The 17,386-nt window shown below is 71.6% G+C and carries 12 protein-coding genes; 5 read left to right on the top strand and 7 right to left on the bottom strand.

All coding sequences use genetic code 11. From position 1 onward, the window contains the following. The first annotated feature begins 117 nt into the window (after nt 1-117). The gene (locus tag ACFWM7_RS04760) at nt 118-1,143 is read left to right on the top strand and encodes an ATP-dependent 6-phosphofructokinase (protein WP_383255098.1); all 1,026 of its coding nucleotides are present in this window, start codon (nt 118-120) and stop codon (nt 1,141-1,143) included. A gap of 63 nt (nt 1,144-1,206) precedes the next feature. Here the strand turns inward: ACFWM7_RS04760 and ACFWM7_RS04755 are convergent, their stop codons facing one another. The 3 genes from ACFWM7_RS04755 to ACFWM7_RS04745 form a co-directional block, all read right to left on the bottom strand. Continuing rightward, nucleotides 1,207-1,911 (bottom strand): helix-turn-helix domain-containing protein, encoded by a 705-nt coding sequence (locus ACFWM7_RS04755; protein ID WP_383255095.1) that lies wholly within the window; start codon nt 1,909-1,911, stop codon nt 1,207-1,209. Nucleotides 1,912-2,092: 181 nt separating this feature from the next. Next, on the bottom strand, nt 2,093-2,767 hold the full coding sequence (locus tag ACFWM7_RS04750) for a response regulator (protein ID WP_383255093.1): 675 nt from the start codon (nt 2,765-2,767) through the stop codon (nt 2,093-2,095). Next, nucleotides 2,764-4,464 carry an ATP-binding protein gene (locus ACFWM7_RS04745; RefSeq protein ID WP_383255091.1) on the bottom strand — a complete coding sequence of 567 codons (1,701 nt, stop codon included), beginning with the start codon at nt 4,462-4,464 and terminating at the stop codon, nt 2,764-2,766. The genes ACFWM7_RS04750 and ACFWM7_RS04745 overlap by 4 nt, the downstream gene beginning before the upstream one ends. Before the next feature lie 171 nt (nt 4,465-4,635). Between ACFWM7_RS04745 and ACFWM7_RS04740 the strand changes: the two genes are divergently transcribed. From ACFWM7_RS04740 to ACFWM7_RS04725, 4 genes are all read left to right on the top strand, one after another. Further along, nucleotides 4,636-6,006, top strand: coding sequence for a cation:dicarboxylate symporter family transporter (locus ACFWM7_RS04740; RefSeq protein WP_383255089.1), 1,371 nt, complete (start codon nt 4,636-4,638; stop codon nt 6,004-6,006). A 333-nt stretch (nt 6,007-6,339) separates the two neighbouring features. After that, the gene (locus ACFWM7_RS04735) at nt 6,340-7,632 is read left to right on the top strand and encodes an LAETG motif-containing sortase-dependent surface protein (RefSeq protein WP_383255087.1); all 1,293 of its coding nucleotides are present in this window, start codon (nt 6,340-6,342) and stop codon (nt 7,630-7,632) included. Nucleotides 7,633-7,725: 93 nt separating this feature from the next. Further along, a complete protein-coding gene (locus tag ACFWM7_RS04730) occupies nt 7,726-8,208 on the top strand; it encodes a MerR family transcriptional regulator (protein ID WP_383255085.1) in 483 nt (160 codons plus the stop codon). Continuing rightward, nucleotides 8,205-9,104: an NAD(P)-dependent oxidoreductase gene (locus ACFWM7_RS04725; protein WP_383255083.1), complete on the top strand. Its 900-nt coding sequence runs from the start codon at nt 8,205-8,207 to the stop codon at nt 9,102-9,104. Before ACFWM7_RS04730 ends, ACFWM7_RS04725 begins: the two co-directional genes overlap by 4 nt. An 85-nt stretch (nt 9,105-9,189) precedes the next feature. On the opposite strand, the gene glgB is transcribed toward ACFWM7_RS04725, so the two are convergent. From glgB to ACFWM7_RS04705, 4 genes are all read right to left on the bottom strand, one after another. Further along, nucleotides 9,190-11,604: a 1,4-alpha-glucan branching enzyme gene (gene glgB / locus ACFWM7_RS04720; RefSeq protein ID WP_383255080.1), complete on the bottom strand. Its 2,415-nt coding sequence runs from the start codon at nt 11,602-11,604 to the stop codon at nt 9,190-9,192. Nucleotides 11,605-11,814: 210 nt separating this feature from the next. Then, nucleotides 11,815-13,236, bottom strand: a complete 1,422-nt coding sequence (locus tag ACFWM7_RS04715) for a maltokinase (protein WP_383255078.1) — start codon at nt 13,234-13,236, stop codon at nt 11,815-11,817. Nucleotides 13,237-13,435: 199 nt separating this feature from the next. Continuing rightward, complete coding sequence (treS, locus tag ACFWM7_RS04710; protein ID WP_383255076.1) at nt 13,436-15,142, bottom strand: maltose alpha-D-glucosyltransferase; 1,707 nt, start codon at nt 15,140-15,142, stop codon at nt 13,436-13,438. Further along, the gene (locus ACFWM7_RS04705) at nt 15,139-17,157 is read right to left on the bottom strand and encodes an alpha-1,4-glucan--maltose-1-phosphate maltosyltransferase (RefSeq protein ID WP_383255074.1); all 2,019 of its coding nucleotides are present in this window, start codon (nt 17,155-17,157) and stop codon (nt 15,139-15,141) included. Before ACFWM7_RS04705 ends, treS begins: the two co-directional genes overlap by 4 nt. Between the last annotated feature and the right edge of the window lie 229 nt (nt 17,158-17,386).

Below are 17,386 nucleotides of genomic sequence, written 5' to 3'. Positions count from 1 at the left end.
GGCCGAAAGCGCCGGGCCGGTGTGCGGCGTGGGAGGATCGTGGTGGTTCAGGGCACGGGACCGGCCCCCGGCCGGCCCCCGGAAAGCGCGGTTACTAGGAGCAGGAGACACACCTCGATGCGCATCGGAATTCTCACCGCGGGCGGCGACTGCCCCGGCCTGAACGCAGTGATCCGGTCGGTCGTCCACCGGGCCGTCGTGGGCCACGGCGACGAGGTCATCGGCTTCGAGGACGGCTTCAAGGGGCTGCTCGACGGCCACTTCCGCCCCCTCGACCTCAACGCGGTCAGCGGCATCCTGGCCCGCGGCGGCACCATCCTCGGCTCGGCCCGCCTGGAGCGCGACCGGCTCCGCGAGGCCGCAGAGAACTGCGAGGAGCTGGCCCGCCGTTACGGCATCGACGCGCTGATCCCGATCGGCGGCGAGGGCACGCTCACCGCGGCCCGCATGCTCTCCGACGCCGGCATGCCGGTCGTCGGCGTCCCGAAGACCATCGACAACGACATCTCCGCCACCGACCGCACGTTCGGGTTCGACACGGCGGTGGGCGTCGCGACCGAGGCCATAGACCGTCTGAAGACCACCGCCGAGTCCCACCAGCGCGTGATGGTCGTCGAGGTCATGGGCCGCCACGCGGGCTGGATCGCCCTGGAGTCCGGGATGGCCGGCGGCGCCCACGGCATCTGCCTGCCCGAGCGGCCCTTCCAGGTCGACGACCTGGTCAAGATGGTCGAGGAGCGGTTCGCGCGCGGCAAGAAGTTCGCCGTCATCTGCGTCGCCGAGGGCGCGCACCCGGCCGAGGGCTCCATGCCGTACGCCAAGGGCGCGATCGACCAGTACGGCCACGAACGCTTCCAGGGCATCGGCAACCGCCTGGCCGTCGAGCTGGAGACCCGGCTCGGCAAGGAGGCCCGGCCGGTCATTCTCGGCCATGTCCAGCGCGGCGGCACGCCCACCGCGTACGACCGGGTGCTCGCCACCCGCTTCGGCTGGAACGCCGTGGAGGCCGTCCACCGCGGCGACTTCGGCCGGATGACCGCCCTGCGCGGCAACGACATCGCGATGGTCCCGCTCGCCGACGCCGTCACCCAGCTGAAGCGGGTGCCCACCGAGCGGATGTACGAGGCCGAGTCGGTCTTCTAGGGAGTGTCCGCCGGACACCCCTGGGTCCGCCTTCCCGCGGCCACCCCGGCGTCGCCGCAGGGGTCACACCCCGGCGGTCCGCCAGAACTGCTCCACCACCCGGGCCAGGAACGCCCGGCCCGCGTCGCCCGTCGACCCGGAGCGTTCCTGGCCGGTGCTGCTCCAGCTCAGGGTGGAGACCATCAGCGCCTGGTAGTCGGCGTGCAGCTGTTCCAGCACGTCCTGGATCAGCGCCCGGTCCAGCGGGACGACCTTGGCCACCGGCCGGACGTACGCCTGCCAGCGCGTGGTGACCGCGCTGCTCAGCAGCTCCGCCAGCTCCTCGTCGCGGCCCGTCGCCGTCAGGAACTGCGCCGCCGTCAGCCCCAGCGCCCGGCAGAGCGCCGCCGACTGCCTCTCGTTGCCCCGCCAGCGCCCCGACTCCTCCATCCGCAGATACGAGGCGCCCGTCATCCCCAGCTGACGGGCCAGGTCGTCCACGGTCAGATCCCGGGTCATCCGGTGCTCGCGCAGGGTCGCGGCGGCGGCCAGCAGCTCGCCGGGGGCGCACCAGAGGACGCCGGCGAGGGCGGTCAGCTCGCGTTCCCCGGGCGTTGCGAGGCCGCGCTCCCAGGCGATGACGGTCTCTGCGCTGATCCGGAGTCCGTACTGGGCGGCGAGCCCGTAGGCGACATGGCCGGGAGCCATCCCCAGAGCCTCGCGGAGACGGCGCGCGGCGGGGGCGTTGAACGGCGGGGTGGGGTGCACGGGCCCACCGTAGAAGTCCATTTCCGCCCTGGCTACGGTACGTTCCCCACAGAACACGCTTCGTAGGAACCTCCAGCCGCGAACCGGGCGGGCGGTACGCGAACTCTGTCCCACCAGCGCTTTCTTTTCCGCCCAGGCCCCTTGTCGTCAGTGCAGCAAAACCGACCGGCAAGCGCTTGTCGGCCTGTGGGGCGCAGCCCGGTCAGCGTCCTGCGGGCCGCCAGCTGTAGTGCAACTCCGGTCGGCCGACCTGCCCATAATGCGGACGCCTCGCGGCGCTGCCGACGGTCACCAGATGCTCCAGATACCGCCGGGCCGTGATCCGGGAGATGCCGAGCCGCTCCCCGGCGGCGGCCGCCGTCACCCCTTCCGGCGCCTCCTTCAGTACCCGGGTGACCGCCTCCAGCGTCGGACCGCTGAGCCCCTTGGGCAGCGTGGCCGGATGCGCGACCCGCAGCGCGCCCAGTGCCCGGTCCACCTCCTCCTGGCCGCTGGCCTCCCCGGCGACGCCCCGGAACTCCGCGTACCGCACCAGCCGGTCCCGCAGCGTGGGGTACGTGAACGGCTTCAGCACGTACTGCACGACGCCCAGCGACACCCCCTCCCGCACCACCGCCAGATCCCGCGCCGAGGTCACCGCGATCACATCGGCCCCGTGGCCGGACGCCCGCAGCGAGCGCAGCAGCCCGAGCCCGTGCCCGTCGGGCAGATAGAGGTCGAGCAGCAGCAGGTCCACCGGCGTCCGCTCCAGCGCCCGCACCGCCGCCGCCCGGGTGTGCGCCACCGCCGTCACCGTGAAGCCCTCGACCCGCTCCACGTACATCTGATGGGCGTCGGCGGCCACCGGATCGTCCTCCACCACCAGCACTCTGATCACGCCGTGACCTCCTTCGTACGGGCCTTTGCCGCCGACCCCGCCGTACGGTCTCCGAGCGGCAGCCGTACGGTGAACCGCGCGCCGCCGTCCGGACCCGCGTCCAGCTCCACCGTGCCCCCGTTGCGGTGCACCGACTGCCGCACCAGCGCCAGGCCGAGCCCGCGCCCCGCCCCGTGCGTCGACCAGCCCCGCCGGAACACCTCGTCCGCGGCCTCCGGACCGATGCCGGCCCCCGTGTCCGCGACCCGCAGCAGCAGCTCCCGCTCGTCCGCGAGCGCGGTCACCGTGACCCGCGCCCGTCCCGCCGGATCGCCGGCGGCCCGGGGTGCGGGCACCGCGGCCCCGGACTCCTCCGCGTCCTCGGGGCCTTCCGACGCCGCGTCCACCGCGTTGTCGATCAGATTGCCCAGGATCGTCACCAGATCCCGCTGCGCCAGCGAGTCCGGCAGCGCCCCGTCGTCGATCAGGCTGTCCTCCGCCAGCACCAGCTCAACACCTCGCTCGTTCGCCTGGGCCGCCTTGCCGAGCAGCAGCGCGGCCAGCACCGGTTCCTCCACCGCCCCCACCACCCGGTCGGTCAGCACCTGGGCCAGCTCCAGCTCCGCCGTCGCGAAGTCCACCGCCTCCTCCACCCGGCCCAGCTCGATCAGCGACACCACGGTGTGCAGCCGGTTCGCCGCCTCGTGGGCCTGCGAGCGCAGCGCCTGCGTGAAACCGCGCTCGGAGTCCAGCTCCCCGGAGAGCGCCTGGAGCTCGGTGTGGTCCCGCAGGGTCACCACCGTGCCCCGCCGCTCACCGCCCACCACCGGACGGGTGTTGACGACGATCACCCGGTCCGCCGTCAGGTGCAGCTCGTCCACCCGCGCCTCCGACGCCAGCAGCGCCCCGGTCAGCGGTGCGGGCAGGGCCAGCTCGTCGACCGTGCGGCCGACGGTCTCCGCGTCCGGCTCCAGGCCCAGCAGCTCCCGGCCGGCGTCGTTGATCAGCGCGATCCGCCGCCGCCCGTCCAGCATCAGCAGCCCCTCGCGCACCGCGTGCAGGGTGGCCTGGTGGTAGTCGTGCAGCCGGCTCAGCTCGGCCGCGTTCATGCCGTGCGTGTGCCGCCGCAGCCGGGCGTTGATCACGTACGTGCCGATCCCGCCGATGGCCAGGGCCCCGCCCGCCGCCAGCGCGAGGGCGCCGAGCTGCTCCCGTACCTGCGAGGAGACCCGGTCCACGGTGATGCCAGCACTGACCAGGCCGACGATCTCCCCTCCGTCGCGGATCGGCGTGACCACCCGTATCGAGGGGCCCAGCGTGCCGGTGTAGGTCTCGGTGAAGGTCTGCCCGCGCAGGGCCTTCGCGGTGTTCCCGAGGAAGGTGTCCCCGATCTGGCTGGTGTCCGGGTGCGTCCAGCGCACCCGCTCGGTGTCCATGATCGTGACGAAGGCGATCCCGGTGTCCTCGCGCACCCGCTCCGCGTACGGCTGGAGTACGGCGGACGGGTCCGGGGTACGGATGGCCTCCCGTACGGAAGGGGAATCGGCCACGGCGAGGGCCGCAACCCGCACCTGCCGGGCGGCCGTCTCCTCGGCCTGCGCGCTGCCGGAGACGTACGCGAACACGGCGCACCCGGCCACCACGGCGGCGATGAGCACGACCTGCATGGCGAAGAGCTGGCCCGCCAGACTGCGGGGGCGGGTACGGGGGAGGTGCATACCCCACAGTCTGCCTGGCCCGGCCGGACGCTCCCAGAAGTCTCCCGGGTGGCCGGAAAGCGACTGTGAACGATATGAACGCAAGGGTGACCGGGGTCACAGGCCGGTGGATAGTCACCGAAGCCCCCAGGGACGGGGGCGCACGTTCTGACCGAGCCGAGGAGCCCCACCATGGCTGTGGCAGCCAAACAACGGGACCGCACCCACTACCTGTACATCGCCGTGATCGCCGCCGTGGCGCTCGGCATCCTGGTGGGCTTCGTGGCCCCCGGGGTGGCCGTCGAGCTGAAGCCCATCGGCGCCGGATTCGTGAACCTGATCAAGATGATGATCTCGCCGATCATCTTCTGCACGATCGTGCTGGGCGTCGGCTCGGTCCGCAAGGCCGCCAAGGTCGGCGCGGTCGGCGGTCTGGCGCTGGGCTACTTCCTGGTCATGTCGACCGTGGCCCTCGCCATCGGCCTGCTCGTCGGCAACTTCCTGGAGCCCGGCTCCACCCTCCACATCACCGAGGCCGCCCGCGAGGCGGGCGCGGAGCAGGCCGGGGGCGCGGGCGAGTCCACCGCGGACTTCCTGCTCGGCATCATCCCGACCACGATCGTCTCCGCCTTCACCGAGGGCGAGGTCCTCCAGACCCTGCTCGTCGCGCTCCTCGCGGGCTTCGCGCTCCAGGCGATGGGCAAGGCGGGTGAGCCGATCATCCGCGGCATCACCCACATCCAGCGCCTCGTCTTCCGCATCCTCGCCATGATCATGTGGGCCGCCCCGGTCGGCGCGTTCGGCGCGATCGCCGCGGTGGTCGGCGAGACCGGCCTGGACGCCCTGAAGTCCCTGGCGATCATCATGGTCGGCTTCTACGTCACCTGTGCGCTGTTCGTGTTCGTCGTGCTCGGCGCGCTGCTCCGCATGATCGCCGGGGTGAACCTGTTCTCGCTGCTGAAGTACCTGGGCCGCGAGTTCCTGCTGATCCTCTCCACCTCCTCGTCCGAGTCGGCGCTGCCCCGGCTGATCGCGAAGATGGAGCACATGGGCGTCAGCAAGCCCGTCGTCGGCATCACCGTGCCGACCGGCTACTCCTTCAACCTCGACGGCACCGCGATCTACCTCACGATGTCCTCGCTGTTCATCGCCAACGCGATGGGCGACCCGCTGAGTGCCGGTGAGCAGATCTCGCTGCTGGTCTTCATGGTCATCGCTTCGAAGGGCGCGGCCGGTGTGACCGGCGCGGGCCTGGCGACCCTGGCCGGCGGCCTCCAGTCGCACCGCCCCGAACTGGTCGACGGCGTCGGCCTGATCGTCGGCATCGACCGCTTCATGAGCGAGGCCCGCGCGCTGACCAACTTCGCGGGCAACGCGGTCGCCACGGTGCTGGTCGGCCACTGGACCAAGGAGATCGACAAGGACCGGGTGGGCGAGGTGCTGGCCGGCCGGATCCCGTTCGACGAGAAGACCCTGGTGGACGACGGCCACGGCCCGGCCCCCTCGGACGAGGTCCCCGAGCAGCGGGACAACGCGGCCGCCGAGCAGCCCGCCAAGGTCTGACCCGCGCCACCGAGCCCCCCACCCAAGGACACCCGTACCCCCCGGTACGGGTGTCCTTGCGTCGGCGGCCCTGGCCGGCCCGTGCCCCTGCCCGGCCCGTACTCGCGTCCACGTCCGTGTCGGTTACCGATGCCTTGTGTCCGGACCTGTGTCCGAAACCGACGCCTTGTGTCCGTGTTCTGTCACGACTGCTCCGGCCGGCACAACCCTCCTTGTCCGGCACCGGTCTTGAGAGGTGAAGGACCGCAGTCCGTTCCACCGCAGTCCGTTCGACCCGCAGTCCGTTCGACCGAGCCCGACGAGCCCCGCACACCCCACGACCGAAGGACTTCCATGCGCATCCCCCCTTCCCGCAGCCGTACCCTGCGCGGTGGGACCGCCGCCGTGGCCGCCGCAGCGCTGGTGGCGCTCGGCGCCGTGCCGGCGCTCGCCGCCGACCCGGAGCCGGATCTCGGCGTCGGAACGATCGCACCGGTCGAGGGGGTTCAACCCGGAAGCTCGTTCTCCACCCCGCTCACCTTCCTCAACAAGGGGGCGGCGGAGGTGCCCGCGGTCTGGGTGACGTATGCCGTGTCGCCGGGCCTGAAGGCGGACGAGACGCACAAGAACTGCACGTACTACACCACCCCGTCCTACGACGAGATGCCCGAGTCGAACGTCGCCTCCTGCAAGATCGAGCAGCCGCTGGAGCCGGGCGTCGTCTACGGCACGGCGAAGCCCGTCTCCGTCAAGGCGCTCGACTCCGCGTTCCGCGACGACCTGCGGGTCACAGTCGGCGTCGACGAGCCCGACCCGGGCGACGGCGGCTCCACCGAGCCGGTGCCCGGCACCGGCGACCCGCTCACCCTGGTCGAGCAGGGCCCGGCCACCGACGCCGACCGCAAGAACCACCCCGAGCCGGTCGCCGAGGCCGACGTCACCGCCGCCAACACCGCCGACTTCACCCTGACCGGCGCCGAGCTCAAGGGGAAGGTCGGCGAGAAGGTCACCGCGACGGTGAAGTTCGCCAACAAGGGCCCCGCCCGCGTCCAGGGCGCCCGCGACGAGAGCGTCACCACCGTCGACATCCGCATCCCGGAGGGCACCTCCGTCGTCAAGCCCCACGGCTTCTGCGACGCGGTCACCAAGACCCACTACCGCTGCGGGACCTCGCAGTCCTGGGTCGACGTGGACGGCGGCGAGAGCTACCCCTTCGTCCTGCGCATCGACAAGGCCGTCGGCCGCACCACCGGCGAGGTCTCCTTCACCGGCCAGGAGCGCCCCTTCGACCGGAACGCGGCCAACGACACCGCGCAGATCGTGATCGACACCGGCGAGGAGTCGGGCACCGAGGGCTCCTCCGGTTCCTCCGGCTCCACCGGCGGTACGGGCGGCTCCTCGTCCACCGGAGGCTCGGGCTCCACCGGCTCCACGAGCAGCACCGGCGGGACGACCGGCACCTCCGGCGGCTCCGCCGACACGGGCGGCTCGACGACCGGCGGCACCACCCCGCAGACCGGCGGCAACCTCGCCGCGACCGGCTCGGACTCCACCGCCCCACTCCTCGGCATGGCCGCCGCGGCGGTGGCGGCAGGCGGCGGCATCCTGTGGGCCGTGCGCCGACGGTCCGCCGCCCGCGCGAACTGACGAGACGGCCCCGACGCCGACATCGACGCTTTGGCCTTCTCCTTTGCCCTTCGGCCTTGCGTTGACGTCGGCGTCAAGGAATACGTTCCTCCCATGCGAATCGGGGAGCTGGCCGAACGGGCCGGGACGACGACGCGGACCCTCCGCTACTACGAGTCGCGCGGGCTGCTGCCCGCGCGGCGCGCGGAGAACGGCTACCGCAGCTACGACGAGGGCGACCTGCGCCTCCTCCAGCAGATCCGGACCCTGCAGGACTTCGGGTTCGACCTGGAGGAGACCAGGCCCTTCGTCGACTGCCTGCGCGCCGGCCACCCGGCCGGGGACTCCTGCCCCGCCTCGCTCGCCGTCTACCGGCGCAAACTCGACGAGCTGGACGCGCTGATCGGTCAGCTCGCGTCGGTGCGAGCCGAGGTCGGCGCGCAGCTCGCCCGAGCCGAACTGGAGGCGTCGGCCGACCTGCCCGGTGGGCCGGCGCCCCGCCGACCGCTGACCTGCACCCTTTCCCGGAAGTGCGTATCTGACAGTCAAGTGGGTTCTGGTCAACCCCTGTTCGCCCGCCCAGCATGGTCCCCATGACGCAAGCGCACACGACCACCGAACCCACCCCCACCCCCGTCACCGTTCTCGGCCTCGGTGACATGGGCCGCTCCCTGGCCCGCGCCTTCCTGGCCGCAGGCCACCCCACCACTGTCTGGAACCGTTCGCCCGAGAAGGGCGAGGACGTCGTCGCGCTGGGCGCGGTGCGGGCCGCGTCCGCCGAGGAGGCCGTACGGGCGAGCGGACTCGTCGTGGTCTGTCTCGTCGACTACGACGCGTCCGACGCGGTACTGGAGCCGCTGACCGGGGCCCTGGAGGGACGGGTCCTGGTCAACCTCACCTCGGACATCCCGGCCCGTTCGCGGCAGGCCGCCGCCTGGGCCGAGAAGCACTCGCTGTCCTACCTCGACGGGGCGATCATGGTTCCGGTCGACGTGGTCGGCTCGGCGGACGCCCTGGTCTTCCACTCCGGCGACCGCGCCGCCTTCGAGACCCACGAGGCCACCCTCAAGGCGCTCGGCGAGCCCGCCACCTTCCTCGGCGAGGACCACGGGCTCGCCGCCGCCTACGACATGGCGATGCTGGACTTCTTCTACGGAGCCATGGGCGGCCTCGTCCACGCCTTCGCGCTGGCCCGCGCCGAAGGCATCGACGGCGCGTCGCTCGCCCCGTACCTCAACACCATCGCGGCCATCCTGCCGCCGATCGCGGCCTACACGGCGACCGACATCGATACCCGTACCTACGTGGGCGAGGGCGGCAACCTCGCCATGATGGCGGCCAGCGTCGACCACATCCTGCACACCGCGAAGGGTCACAGCCTGGACGTCTCCCAGTTGGCGGGGCTGAAGTCCGTCACCGACCGGGCCATCGCCGAGGGCCACGGTTCCACGTCCTGGTCGAGCATCATCGAGGTGATCGCCGCCGACAGCTGACGGGCCTGCAACGGGGGAGGGGCCGGTACCGCGTCAGGAGAGACGCGGTACCGGCCCCGGCCGTTCACGGTTCCGTACGTACGGGCTACGCCGGACGGAACCACACCGTCGCCAGCGGCGGCAGCGTCAGCGAGATGCTGGAGGGCCGCCCGTGCGCGGGCACCGCCTCCGCCTTCAGCGGCTCCTCGTTGCGCACGTCGCTGCCGCCGTACCGGGCCGCGTCGGTGTTCAGGACCTCCACCCAGCCCTCCGTCCCGGTCTCCGGCACCCCGAGGCGGTACTCGCTCCGGACCGCCGGGGAGAAGTGCGAGACCGCGAGCAGCGGCGAGCCGTCCGCGTCGTAGCGCAGGAACGCGAACACGTTGTCCTCGGCCGCCCCGCCGTCCACCCAGCTGAACCCCTCCGGCGAGGTGTCCCGCTGCCACAGGGCGGGCACCGCCCCGTACACCGCGTTCAGATCGCCCACCAGGTCCCGCACCCCGCGGTGGTCGCCGGACGCCTCGTAGGACGGGTCCAACAGCCACCAGTCCGGGCCGTGCCCCTCGGACCACTCCGCGCCCTGGGCGAACTCCTGGCCCATGAAGAGGAGTTGCTTGCCGGGGTGGGCCCACATGAAGCCCAGGTAGGCGCGGTGGTTGGCGCGCTGCTGCCACCAGTCGCCGGGCATCTTCGCCACCAGCGCCTGCTTGCCGTGCACCACCTCGTCGTGCGAGATCGGCAGCACGTAGTTCTCGCTGTACGCGTACACCATCGAGAACGTCATCTCGTTGTGGTGGTACTTGCGGTGGATCGGCTCCTTCGCCACGTACTGGAGCGAGTCGTGCATCCAGCCCATGTTCCACTTCAGCCCGAAGCCCAGGCCGCCGCTGTCGGTGGGGCGGGTCACGCCGTCCCAGGCGGTGGACTCCTCGGCGATGGTGACGACGCCGGGGTTGCGCCGGTAGACGGTCGCGTTCATCTCCTGGAGGAAGGCGACCGCGTCCCAGTTCTCCCGCCCACCCTGGTCGTTGGGCGACCACTGGCCGTCCTCGCGGGAGTAGTCGAGGTAGAGCATCGAGGCGACCGCGTCGACCCGCAGCCCGTCGATGTGGAACTCCTCGCACCAGTACGTGGCGTTGGCGACGAGGAAGTTACGGACCTCGGTGCGGCCGTAGTCGAACTCCAGCGTCCCCCAGTCCGGGTGCGCCGCGCGCTGCGGGTCGGCGTGCTCGTACAGCGGGCGTCCGTCGAACTCGGCCAACGCCCAGTCGTCGCGCGGGAAATGGGCCGGAACCCAGTCCATGATGACGCCGATGCCCGCCCGGTGCAGGGCGTCGACCAGGAAGCGGAAGTCGTCCGGGGTGCCCAGCCGCGAGGTCGGCGCGTAGAACCCGGTGACCTGGTAGCCCCAGGAGCCGCCGAAGGGATGCTCGGAGACCGGCATCAGCTCGACGTGCGTGAAGCCCAGATCCTTGACGTACGCCGGGAGCTGCTCCGCCAACTGACGGTAGGTCAAACCCGGTCGCCAGGAAGCCAGATGCACCTCGTACACCGAGAACGGGGCCTCGTGGACCGGCCGGTCGCCCCGGTGCGCCATCCAGTCCGCGTCCTGCCACTCGTGGTGCTTGGCGGTGACGATCGACGCGGTCGCGGGCGGCACCTCGGTGCGCCGGGCCATCGGGTCGGCCCGCACGGTGTGCGAACCGTCCGGGCGGCAGATGTCGTACTTGTACAGCGCGCCCTCGCCGACCCCCGGCAGGAACAGCTCCCACACCCCGGTCGAGCCGAGCGAACGCATCGGGAAGCCGGTGCCGTCCCAGTAGTTGAAGTCTCCGGTGATCCGCACACCGCGCGCGTTCGGCGCCCACAGGGTGAACCGCGTCCCGGCCACCCCCTGGTGCTCCATCGGCTCCGCGCCGAGCGCCCGCCACAGCTCCTCGTGCCGGCCCTCGCCGATCAGATGCAGGTCGAGTTCGCCGATCGCGGGCCAGAAGCGGTACGGGTCCTCCACCTCGATGGTGTTGTCGTCGTACGTCACCTCGAACCGGTACGCGGGCGCCTCCGGCACCGGCAGCACCCCGGAGAAGAAGCCGTCGCCGTCGTCGTGCAGCTCGGCCCGCAGGCCGGTCGCCAGCACGGTGACGGACCGGGCGAACGGCCGCAGCGCCCGCACCAGCACCCCGCCGGGGATCGGGTGGGCGCCGAGCACGTCGTGCGGCGCGTGGTGGTCGCCGGCCAGCAGCCGGCCCCGGTCCGCGCCGTCCAGGGCCGGTGCGGGGCGGGCGCCCTGATCGTCGCCGGCCTGCCGGGGGCGCGGCGGGCCCGCGTCCGCCCGCTTGGGCCGGACGCGCTTGGCCGGCGCGGACTTGGTGGTGGTCGTGGCGGACGCGGCTCCGGGCTCCTGCGCGGCGGCCTCGGCGGGCGCCGGCGCGGGAGCTTCGACGGGGGCTTCGGCCGGAACCTCGACCGGGACCTCGACGGTCTTGCGGGATGCCTTGCGGGACGGCTTGCGGGCGGTCACAGGGACTGCCTCCTCGGAGAGTGAAGGGAGAGGGAAGCGCGGGCGGAGGGGCGACATACAGAGGAACGGGAGACGCGTGGCGGGACGGGCGGCGGCGGGCAGGAACGGGAGGGGCGGGCAGGAACGGGAGGGGCGGCCAGGGACGGGAGGGACGGCCAGGGACGGGAGGGGCGGGGCGGCCAGGGACGGGGAGAGGGTGCGCGGCCCGGCTCAGGCCGCCGCGGACTGGGCGAGACGTTGGATGGCCGCCATCGGAACCGGCAGCCAGTCGGGCCGGTGCCGGGCCTCGTACACCACCTCGTACACGGCCTTGTCCGTCTCGTGAGCGCGCAGCAGCTCCGGTTCGCCGCGCGGATCGCTGCCCGACGCCTGCGCGTAGCCCTCGCAGTAGGCGGCACGGCAGCGGGCCGCCCACTCCGGGTTCCACGGGCGGTGCGAGCGGGCCGCGTAGTCGAAGGACCGCAGCATCCCCGCGACATCGCGCACCGGGGGTGCGGGCATCCGGCGCTCGGGCAGCGGGCGGGCCGGTTCGCCCTCGAAGTCGATCAGCGACCAGAAGCCGTCGGCGGAGCGCAGCGTCTGCCCGAGATGGAGATCGCCGTGCACCCGCTGCTGGGCCCAGCCGCTACCCCGGACCCCGAGATCCGTCACCGCGTCGAACGCGGCGCGCAGCCCCGGGACGTACGGCACGAGCGCCGGGACCGCCTGGGCGGCGGCCTCCAGTCGCTGGGTCATCTGGGCGACGAGCTGGCGGGTCTGGGTGCCGCGCAGCGCCGGGGTCGGCAGTGCGGCGGCGAGCGCGGTGTGCACCTCGGCGGTGGCCCGGCCCAGCGCCCGCGCCTCCGGCACGAAGTCACGGCCCGCGGCGAGCGCGGCCAGCGCGAGCTGCCAGCCGTCGCGCGCTCCGTGCAGGAAGGGCTGGAGCACGCCGAGGGTGAGCGGTTCGGGTCCGGGCGCCTCGAACCAGGCCACCGGAGCGGGCACCCGTTCGCACCCCTCGCCGCCGAGGGCGAGCGGCAGCTCCAGGTCCGGGTTGGTGCCCGGGAAGACCCGCCGGAAGATCTTCAGGATGAACGCGTCCCCGTAGACGAGCGAGGAGTTGGACTGTTCGGCGTCGAGCACCCGGGGCGCGAGACCGGCCGGGACGGCGGCGGTCCGCTCGAAGCGCAGCGAGCCGAGGCTCCCGGGGCGGCGGAACCGCTCCAGCAGCACATCGGCCAGCCGGGGGTCGTGCAGCGCGTCGTACACGGTCCGTCCGGCGAGCGGCCCCCGCTCCACCCGCCCGATCAACGCTCCGGCGAGCAGCGGCGGCAGTGACGTTCTTGCGCCCAGGAGGAGCTGGTAGCAGTCGTCGCCCGGGCGGGGCGACCGGGTGGGCTGTTCGACCCGCAGCAGCAGGTGCAGGAGGCCGGGGCCCGCCGTGCCGTCCAACGGCACCATCTCGGTGGCCGAGACCAGCCGGAAGCCGGTGACCGGCCGGCCCTTGCCGGCGAACCAGCGCTGCCGGGGCAGCCATTCGTGGAGCAGTGGAGCGAGGGACGGGAGCAGCGTTCCGTCCGTGGTGCTGCTGTGCGTTGCGCTGTTCCTCGTGCTCTTCGCCAGGGCGACGTGAGTGGATGCAGCCTCCGACATGGCATCGCGTCCTTTCCCCGGGCACACAGGATGCGAAGAGTGTCCCGGATTGCGGCAACGGCTGTCCGGCTGTGCGGGACGTGTCGGGAGAGGAAGGTGCTTACGGACTCGAACGGCCGAACCGTGAAGGCCCGGCCCCTGCGTCCAGAGTGCCCCGTGCGGGACGGCGGAAACCGTCCCGCACGGAGGCGATGGCGCCTCAGGCCGGCGGCGCGTCCTTGCGCAGCCGGAACCAGTAGAAGCCGTGTCCCGCAAGGGTCAGCAGGTAGGGCCACTGACCGATGGCCGGGAAGCGTACCCCGCCGATCAATTCCACCGGATGACGTCCGTTGAACGATCGGAGGTCCAGTTCCGTCGGCTGCGCGAACCGCGAGAAGTTGTGCACGCACAGGACGAGGTCGTCGCCGTACTCGCGGGTGAACGCCAGCACCGCCGGGTTGGAGGAGGGGAGCTCGGTGTACTCGCCGAGGCCGAAGGCCGGATTCTGCTTCCGGATCTCGATCATCCGGCGGGTCCAGTGCAGCAGCGAGGACGGCGAGGCCATCGACGCCTCGACGTTGGTGACCTGGTAGCCGTAGACCGGGTCCATGATCGTGGGGAGGAAGAGCCGCCCCGGATCGCTGGAGGAGAACCCGGCGTTGCGGTCGGGCGTCCACTGCATCGGGGTGCGGACCGCGTCCCGGTCACCCAGCCAGATGTTGTCGCCCATCCCGATCTCGTCCCCGTAGTAGAGGATCGGGGAGCCGGGCAGCGACAGCAGCAGGGCGGTGAACAGCTCGATCTGGTTGCGGTCGTTGTCCAGCAGCGGGGCGAGGCGGCGGCGGATGCCGATGTTGGCGCGCATCCGCGGGTCCTTGGCGTACTCCGCGTACATGTAGTCGCGCTCTTCGTCCGTGACCATTTCGAGCGTCAGCTCGTCGTGGTTGCGCAGGAAGATGCCCCACTGGCAGTTCTTCGGGATCGCCGGGGTCTTGGCCAGAATCTCGGAGACCGGGTAGCGGCTCTCGCGGCGCACCGCCATGAAGATGCGCGGCATGACGGGGAAGTGGAACGCCATGTGGCATTCGTCGCCGCCCTGCTCGTAGTCGCCGAAGTAGTCGACGACGTCCTCCGGCCACTGGTTGGCCTCGGCGAGGAGCACGGTGTCCGGGTAGTTGGCGTCGATCTCCTTGCGGACCCGCTTCAGGAAGTGGTGGGTCTCGGGGAGGTTCTCGCAGTTGGTGCCCTCGCGCTGGTAGAGGTAGGGCACCGCGTCGACCCGGAAGCCGTCGATGCCCAGGTCCAGCCAGAAGCGCAGGGCCGCCAGGATCTCCTCCTGGACCGCCGGGTTCTCGTAGTTGAGGTCCGGCTGGTGCGAGAAGAAGCGGTGCCAGTAGTACTGCTTGCGCACCGGGTCGAAGGTCCAGTTGGACGTCTCGGTGTCGACGAAGATGATCCGGGCGTCTTGGAACTGCTTGTCGTCGTCGGCCCAGACGTAGTAGTCGCCGTACGGCCCGTCGGGGTCGGTGCGGGACTGCTGGAACCACTCGTGCTGGTCGCTCGTGTGGTTCATGACGAAGTCGATGATGACGCGCATGCCACGCTGGTGCGAGGCGTCCACGAACTCCACGAAGTCGGCGAGGTCGCCGAACTCCGGCAGCACGGCGGTGTAGTCGGAGACGTCGTAGCCCCCGTCGCGCAGCGGCGACTTGAAGAATGGCGGCAGCCAGAGGCAGTCGACACCGAGCCACTGGAGATAGTCCAGCTTGGCGGTGATGCCCTTGAGGTCGCCGATTCCGTCGCCGTTGGAGTCCTGGAAGGACCGGACGAGCACCTCGTAGAAGACGGCGCGCTTGAACCAGTCGGGATCGCGGTCCTTGGCGGGGGTGTCCTCGAACGTGTCGGGGACAGGCTCATTGACGATCATGGTGTGGGTGACCCTCCGGTCGGCGGGGACGGTCGCAGGACGGCGATGTGCGCGGGCGTGATGCCCGGCTCTAGGCGCACATAGAAGGCCCTGCCCCAGTGATAGGTGTCGCCGGTGAGCTCGTCGCGCACCGGTACGCGCTCGTGCCAGGAAAGGCCGAGCCGCTCCATGTCCAACGAGACCGTGGCCTCCTGGGTGTGGTGCGGGTCGAGGTTCACGACCACCAGAACGGTGTTCGTACCGGAGCGCTTGCTGTAGACGATCAGCGCTTCGTTGTCGGTGTGGTGGAAGTGGACGTCGCGCAGCTGCCGCAGAGCGGGGTTACGCCGGCGGATGCGGTTCAGCGAGGTGATCAGGGGGGTGAGCGTGCGGCCCTCGCGTTCCGCCGACTCCCAGTCTCTCGGCCGCAGTTCGTACTTCTCCGAGTGCAGGTACTCCTCACTCCCCGGCCCCGCCGGGGTGTTCTCGCACAGCTCGAATCCCGCGTACACGCCCCAGGAGGGGGCCAGCGTCGCGGCCAGCACCGCCCGCGCCTCGAAGGCGGGACGGCCGCCTTCCTGGAGGTAGCCGGGGAGGATGTCGGGGGTGTTCACGAAGAAGTTGGGCCGCATGTACGAGGCGGCCTCGCCGGCCAGCTCCGTGACGTACTCCGTCAGTTCCTGCTTGGTGTTGCGCCAGGTGAAGTACGTGTACGACTGCTGGAAGCCGATCGCGCCTAGCGTGTGCATCATCGCCGGGCGGGTGAACGCCTCCGCCAGGAAGACGACGTCGGGGTCGGTGCCGTTGATCTCGGCGATGACCTTCTCCCAGAACACCACCGGCTTGGTGTGCGGGTTGTCGACCCGGAAGATACGCACCCCGTGGTCCATCCAGAAGCGCAGGATGCGTGACGTCTCCGCCACCAGACCGCGCATGTCCTTGTCGAAGGCGATCGGATAGATGTCCTGGTACTTCTTCGGCGGGTTCTCGGCGTACGCGATCGAACCGTCCTGGCGGTGGTGGAACCAGTCCGGGTGTTCCTTGACCCACGGGTGGTCCGGCGAGCACTGGAGCGCGAAGTCCAGCGCGATCTCCATCCGGAGGTTGCGGGCCACCTCCGCGAAGTGGTCGAAGTCCTCCAGCGTGCCCAGCTCCGGGTGGACCGCGTCGTGCCCGCCGTCCGGCGAACCGATCGCCCACGGCACGCCCGGGTCGTGCTCCCCGGGTGTCAGGGTGTTGTTCGGGCCCTTGCGGTGGGTGGTCCCGATCGGGTGGATCGGCGGCAGGTACACCACGTCGAACCCCATCGCGGCGACTGCGGGCAGCCGCTCGGCCGCCGTCCGGAAGGTGCCGCTGACCAGCCGGGTCGGCGCGTCCGGCGAGGTGTCCGCCGGGTCCACCGGCACCTCCCGCGCCCCCTCCGAGCGCGGGAACAGCTCGTACCACGACCCGAACAGCGCCCGCTCGCGCTCCACCCGCACCGCCAGCGGCTTGGACCGGGTGACCAGTTCGCGCAGCGGATAGCGGGCCAGCACCGCGTCGGCGGCCGGGGTCAGCGCCGCGGCGAGCCGGGCGGCCGCCGGGTGGGCGGTGTCGCGCAGCGCGTCCACCGCGGCGAGCACCGCCTCGCGGCCGTGCTTCTTCGGCACGCCCGCGGCGGCCCGCTCCAGCAGCGCCGCGCCCTCGGCCAGCACCAGGTCCGTGTCGATGCCCGCCGGGATCTTGATCGCGGCGTGGTGCCGCCAGGTGCTGACCGGATCGCTCCAGGCCTCCACCGTGTACGTCCAGCGGCCCTCGGAATCCGGCGTGATCTCGGCCCCCCAACGGTCCGTGCCCTGCGCCAGCTCGCGCATCGGGGTCCACGGGCCGACCCGCCCGCGCGGATCGCGCAGCACGACATTGGCGGCCACCGCGTCATGGCCTTCGCGGAAGACGGTGGCGGTGACCTGGAAGGTCTCACCGACGACGGCCTTCGCCGCCCGTCTGCCGCAGTCGACGAGAGGACGGACGTCCAGGACGGGAATACGACCGATCATGGAATCACCTGAGGGCTGAAGGAGCTCGGCGTGCACGGGGGACGGCACGGACGCGGAGGACCGACCGCGTGTGCCGCGAAGACGGGGATCTGTCCTTTGTAGCTGCTCAGCAGTCTGCTGACGGGCTGTGGGCATGGCCGCTCCTGTCCGCGTTCACTCGAATGGCACTCGAATGGGTGGGTCGCGGGGGTTTCGCGCATGTTTCGGGATGCGCGGAGAACGAGTGCGG

The organism is Streptomyces sp. NPDC058375 (assembly GCF_042723425.1).
Lineage (GTDB): Bacteria > Actinomycetota > Actinomycetes > Streptomycetales > Streptomycetaceae > Streptomyces > Streptomyces durocortorensis.
The sequence above is the reverse complement of the archived record's forward strand: the minus strand, read 5'-3'. Positions and strand labels throughout refer to the sequence as shown.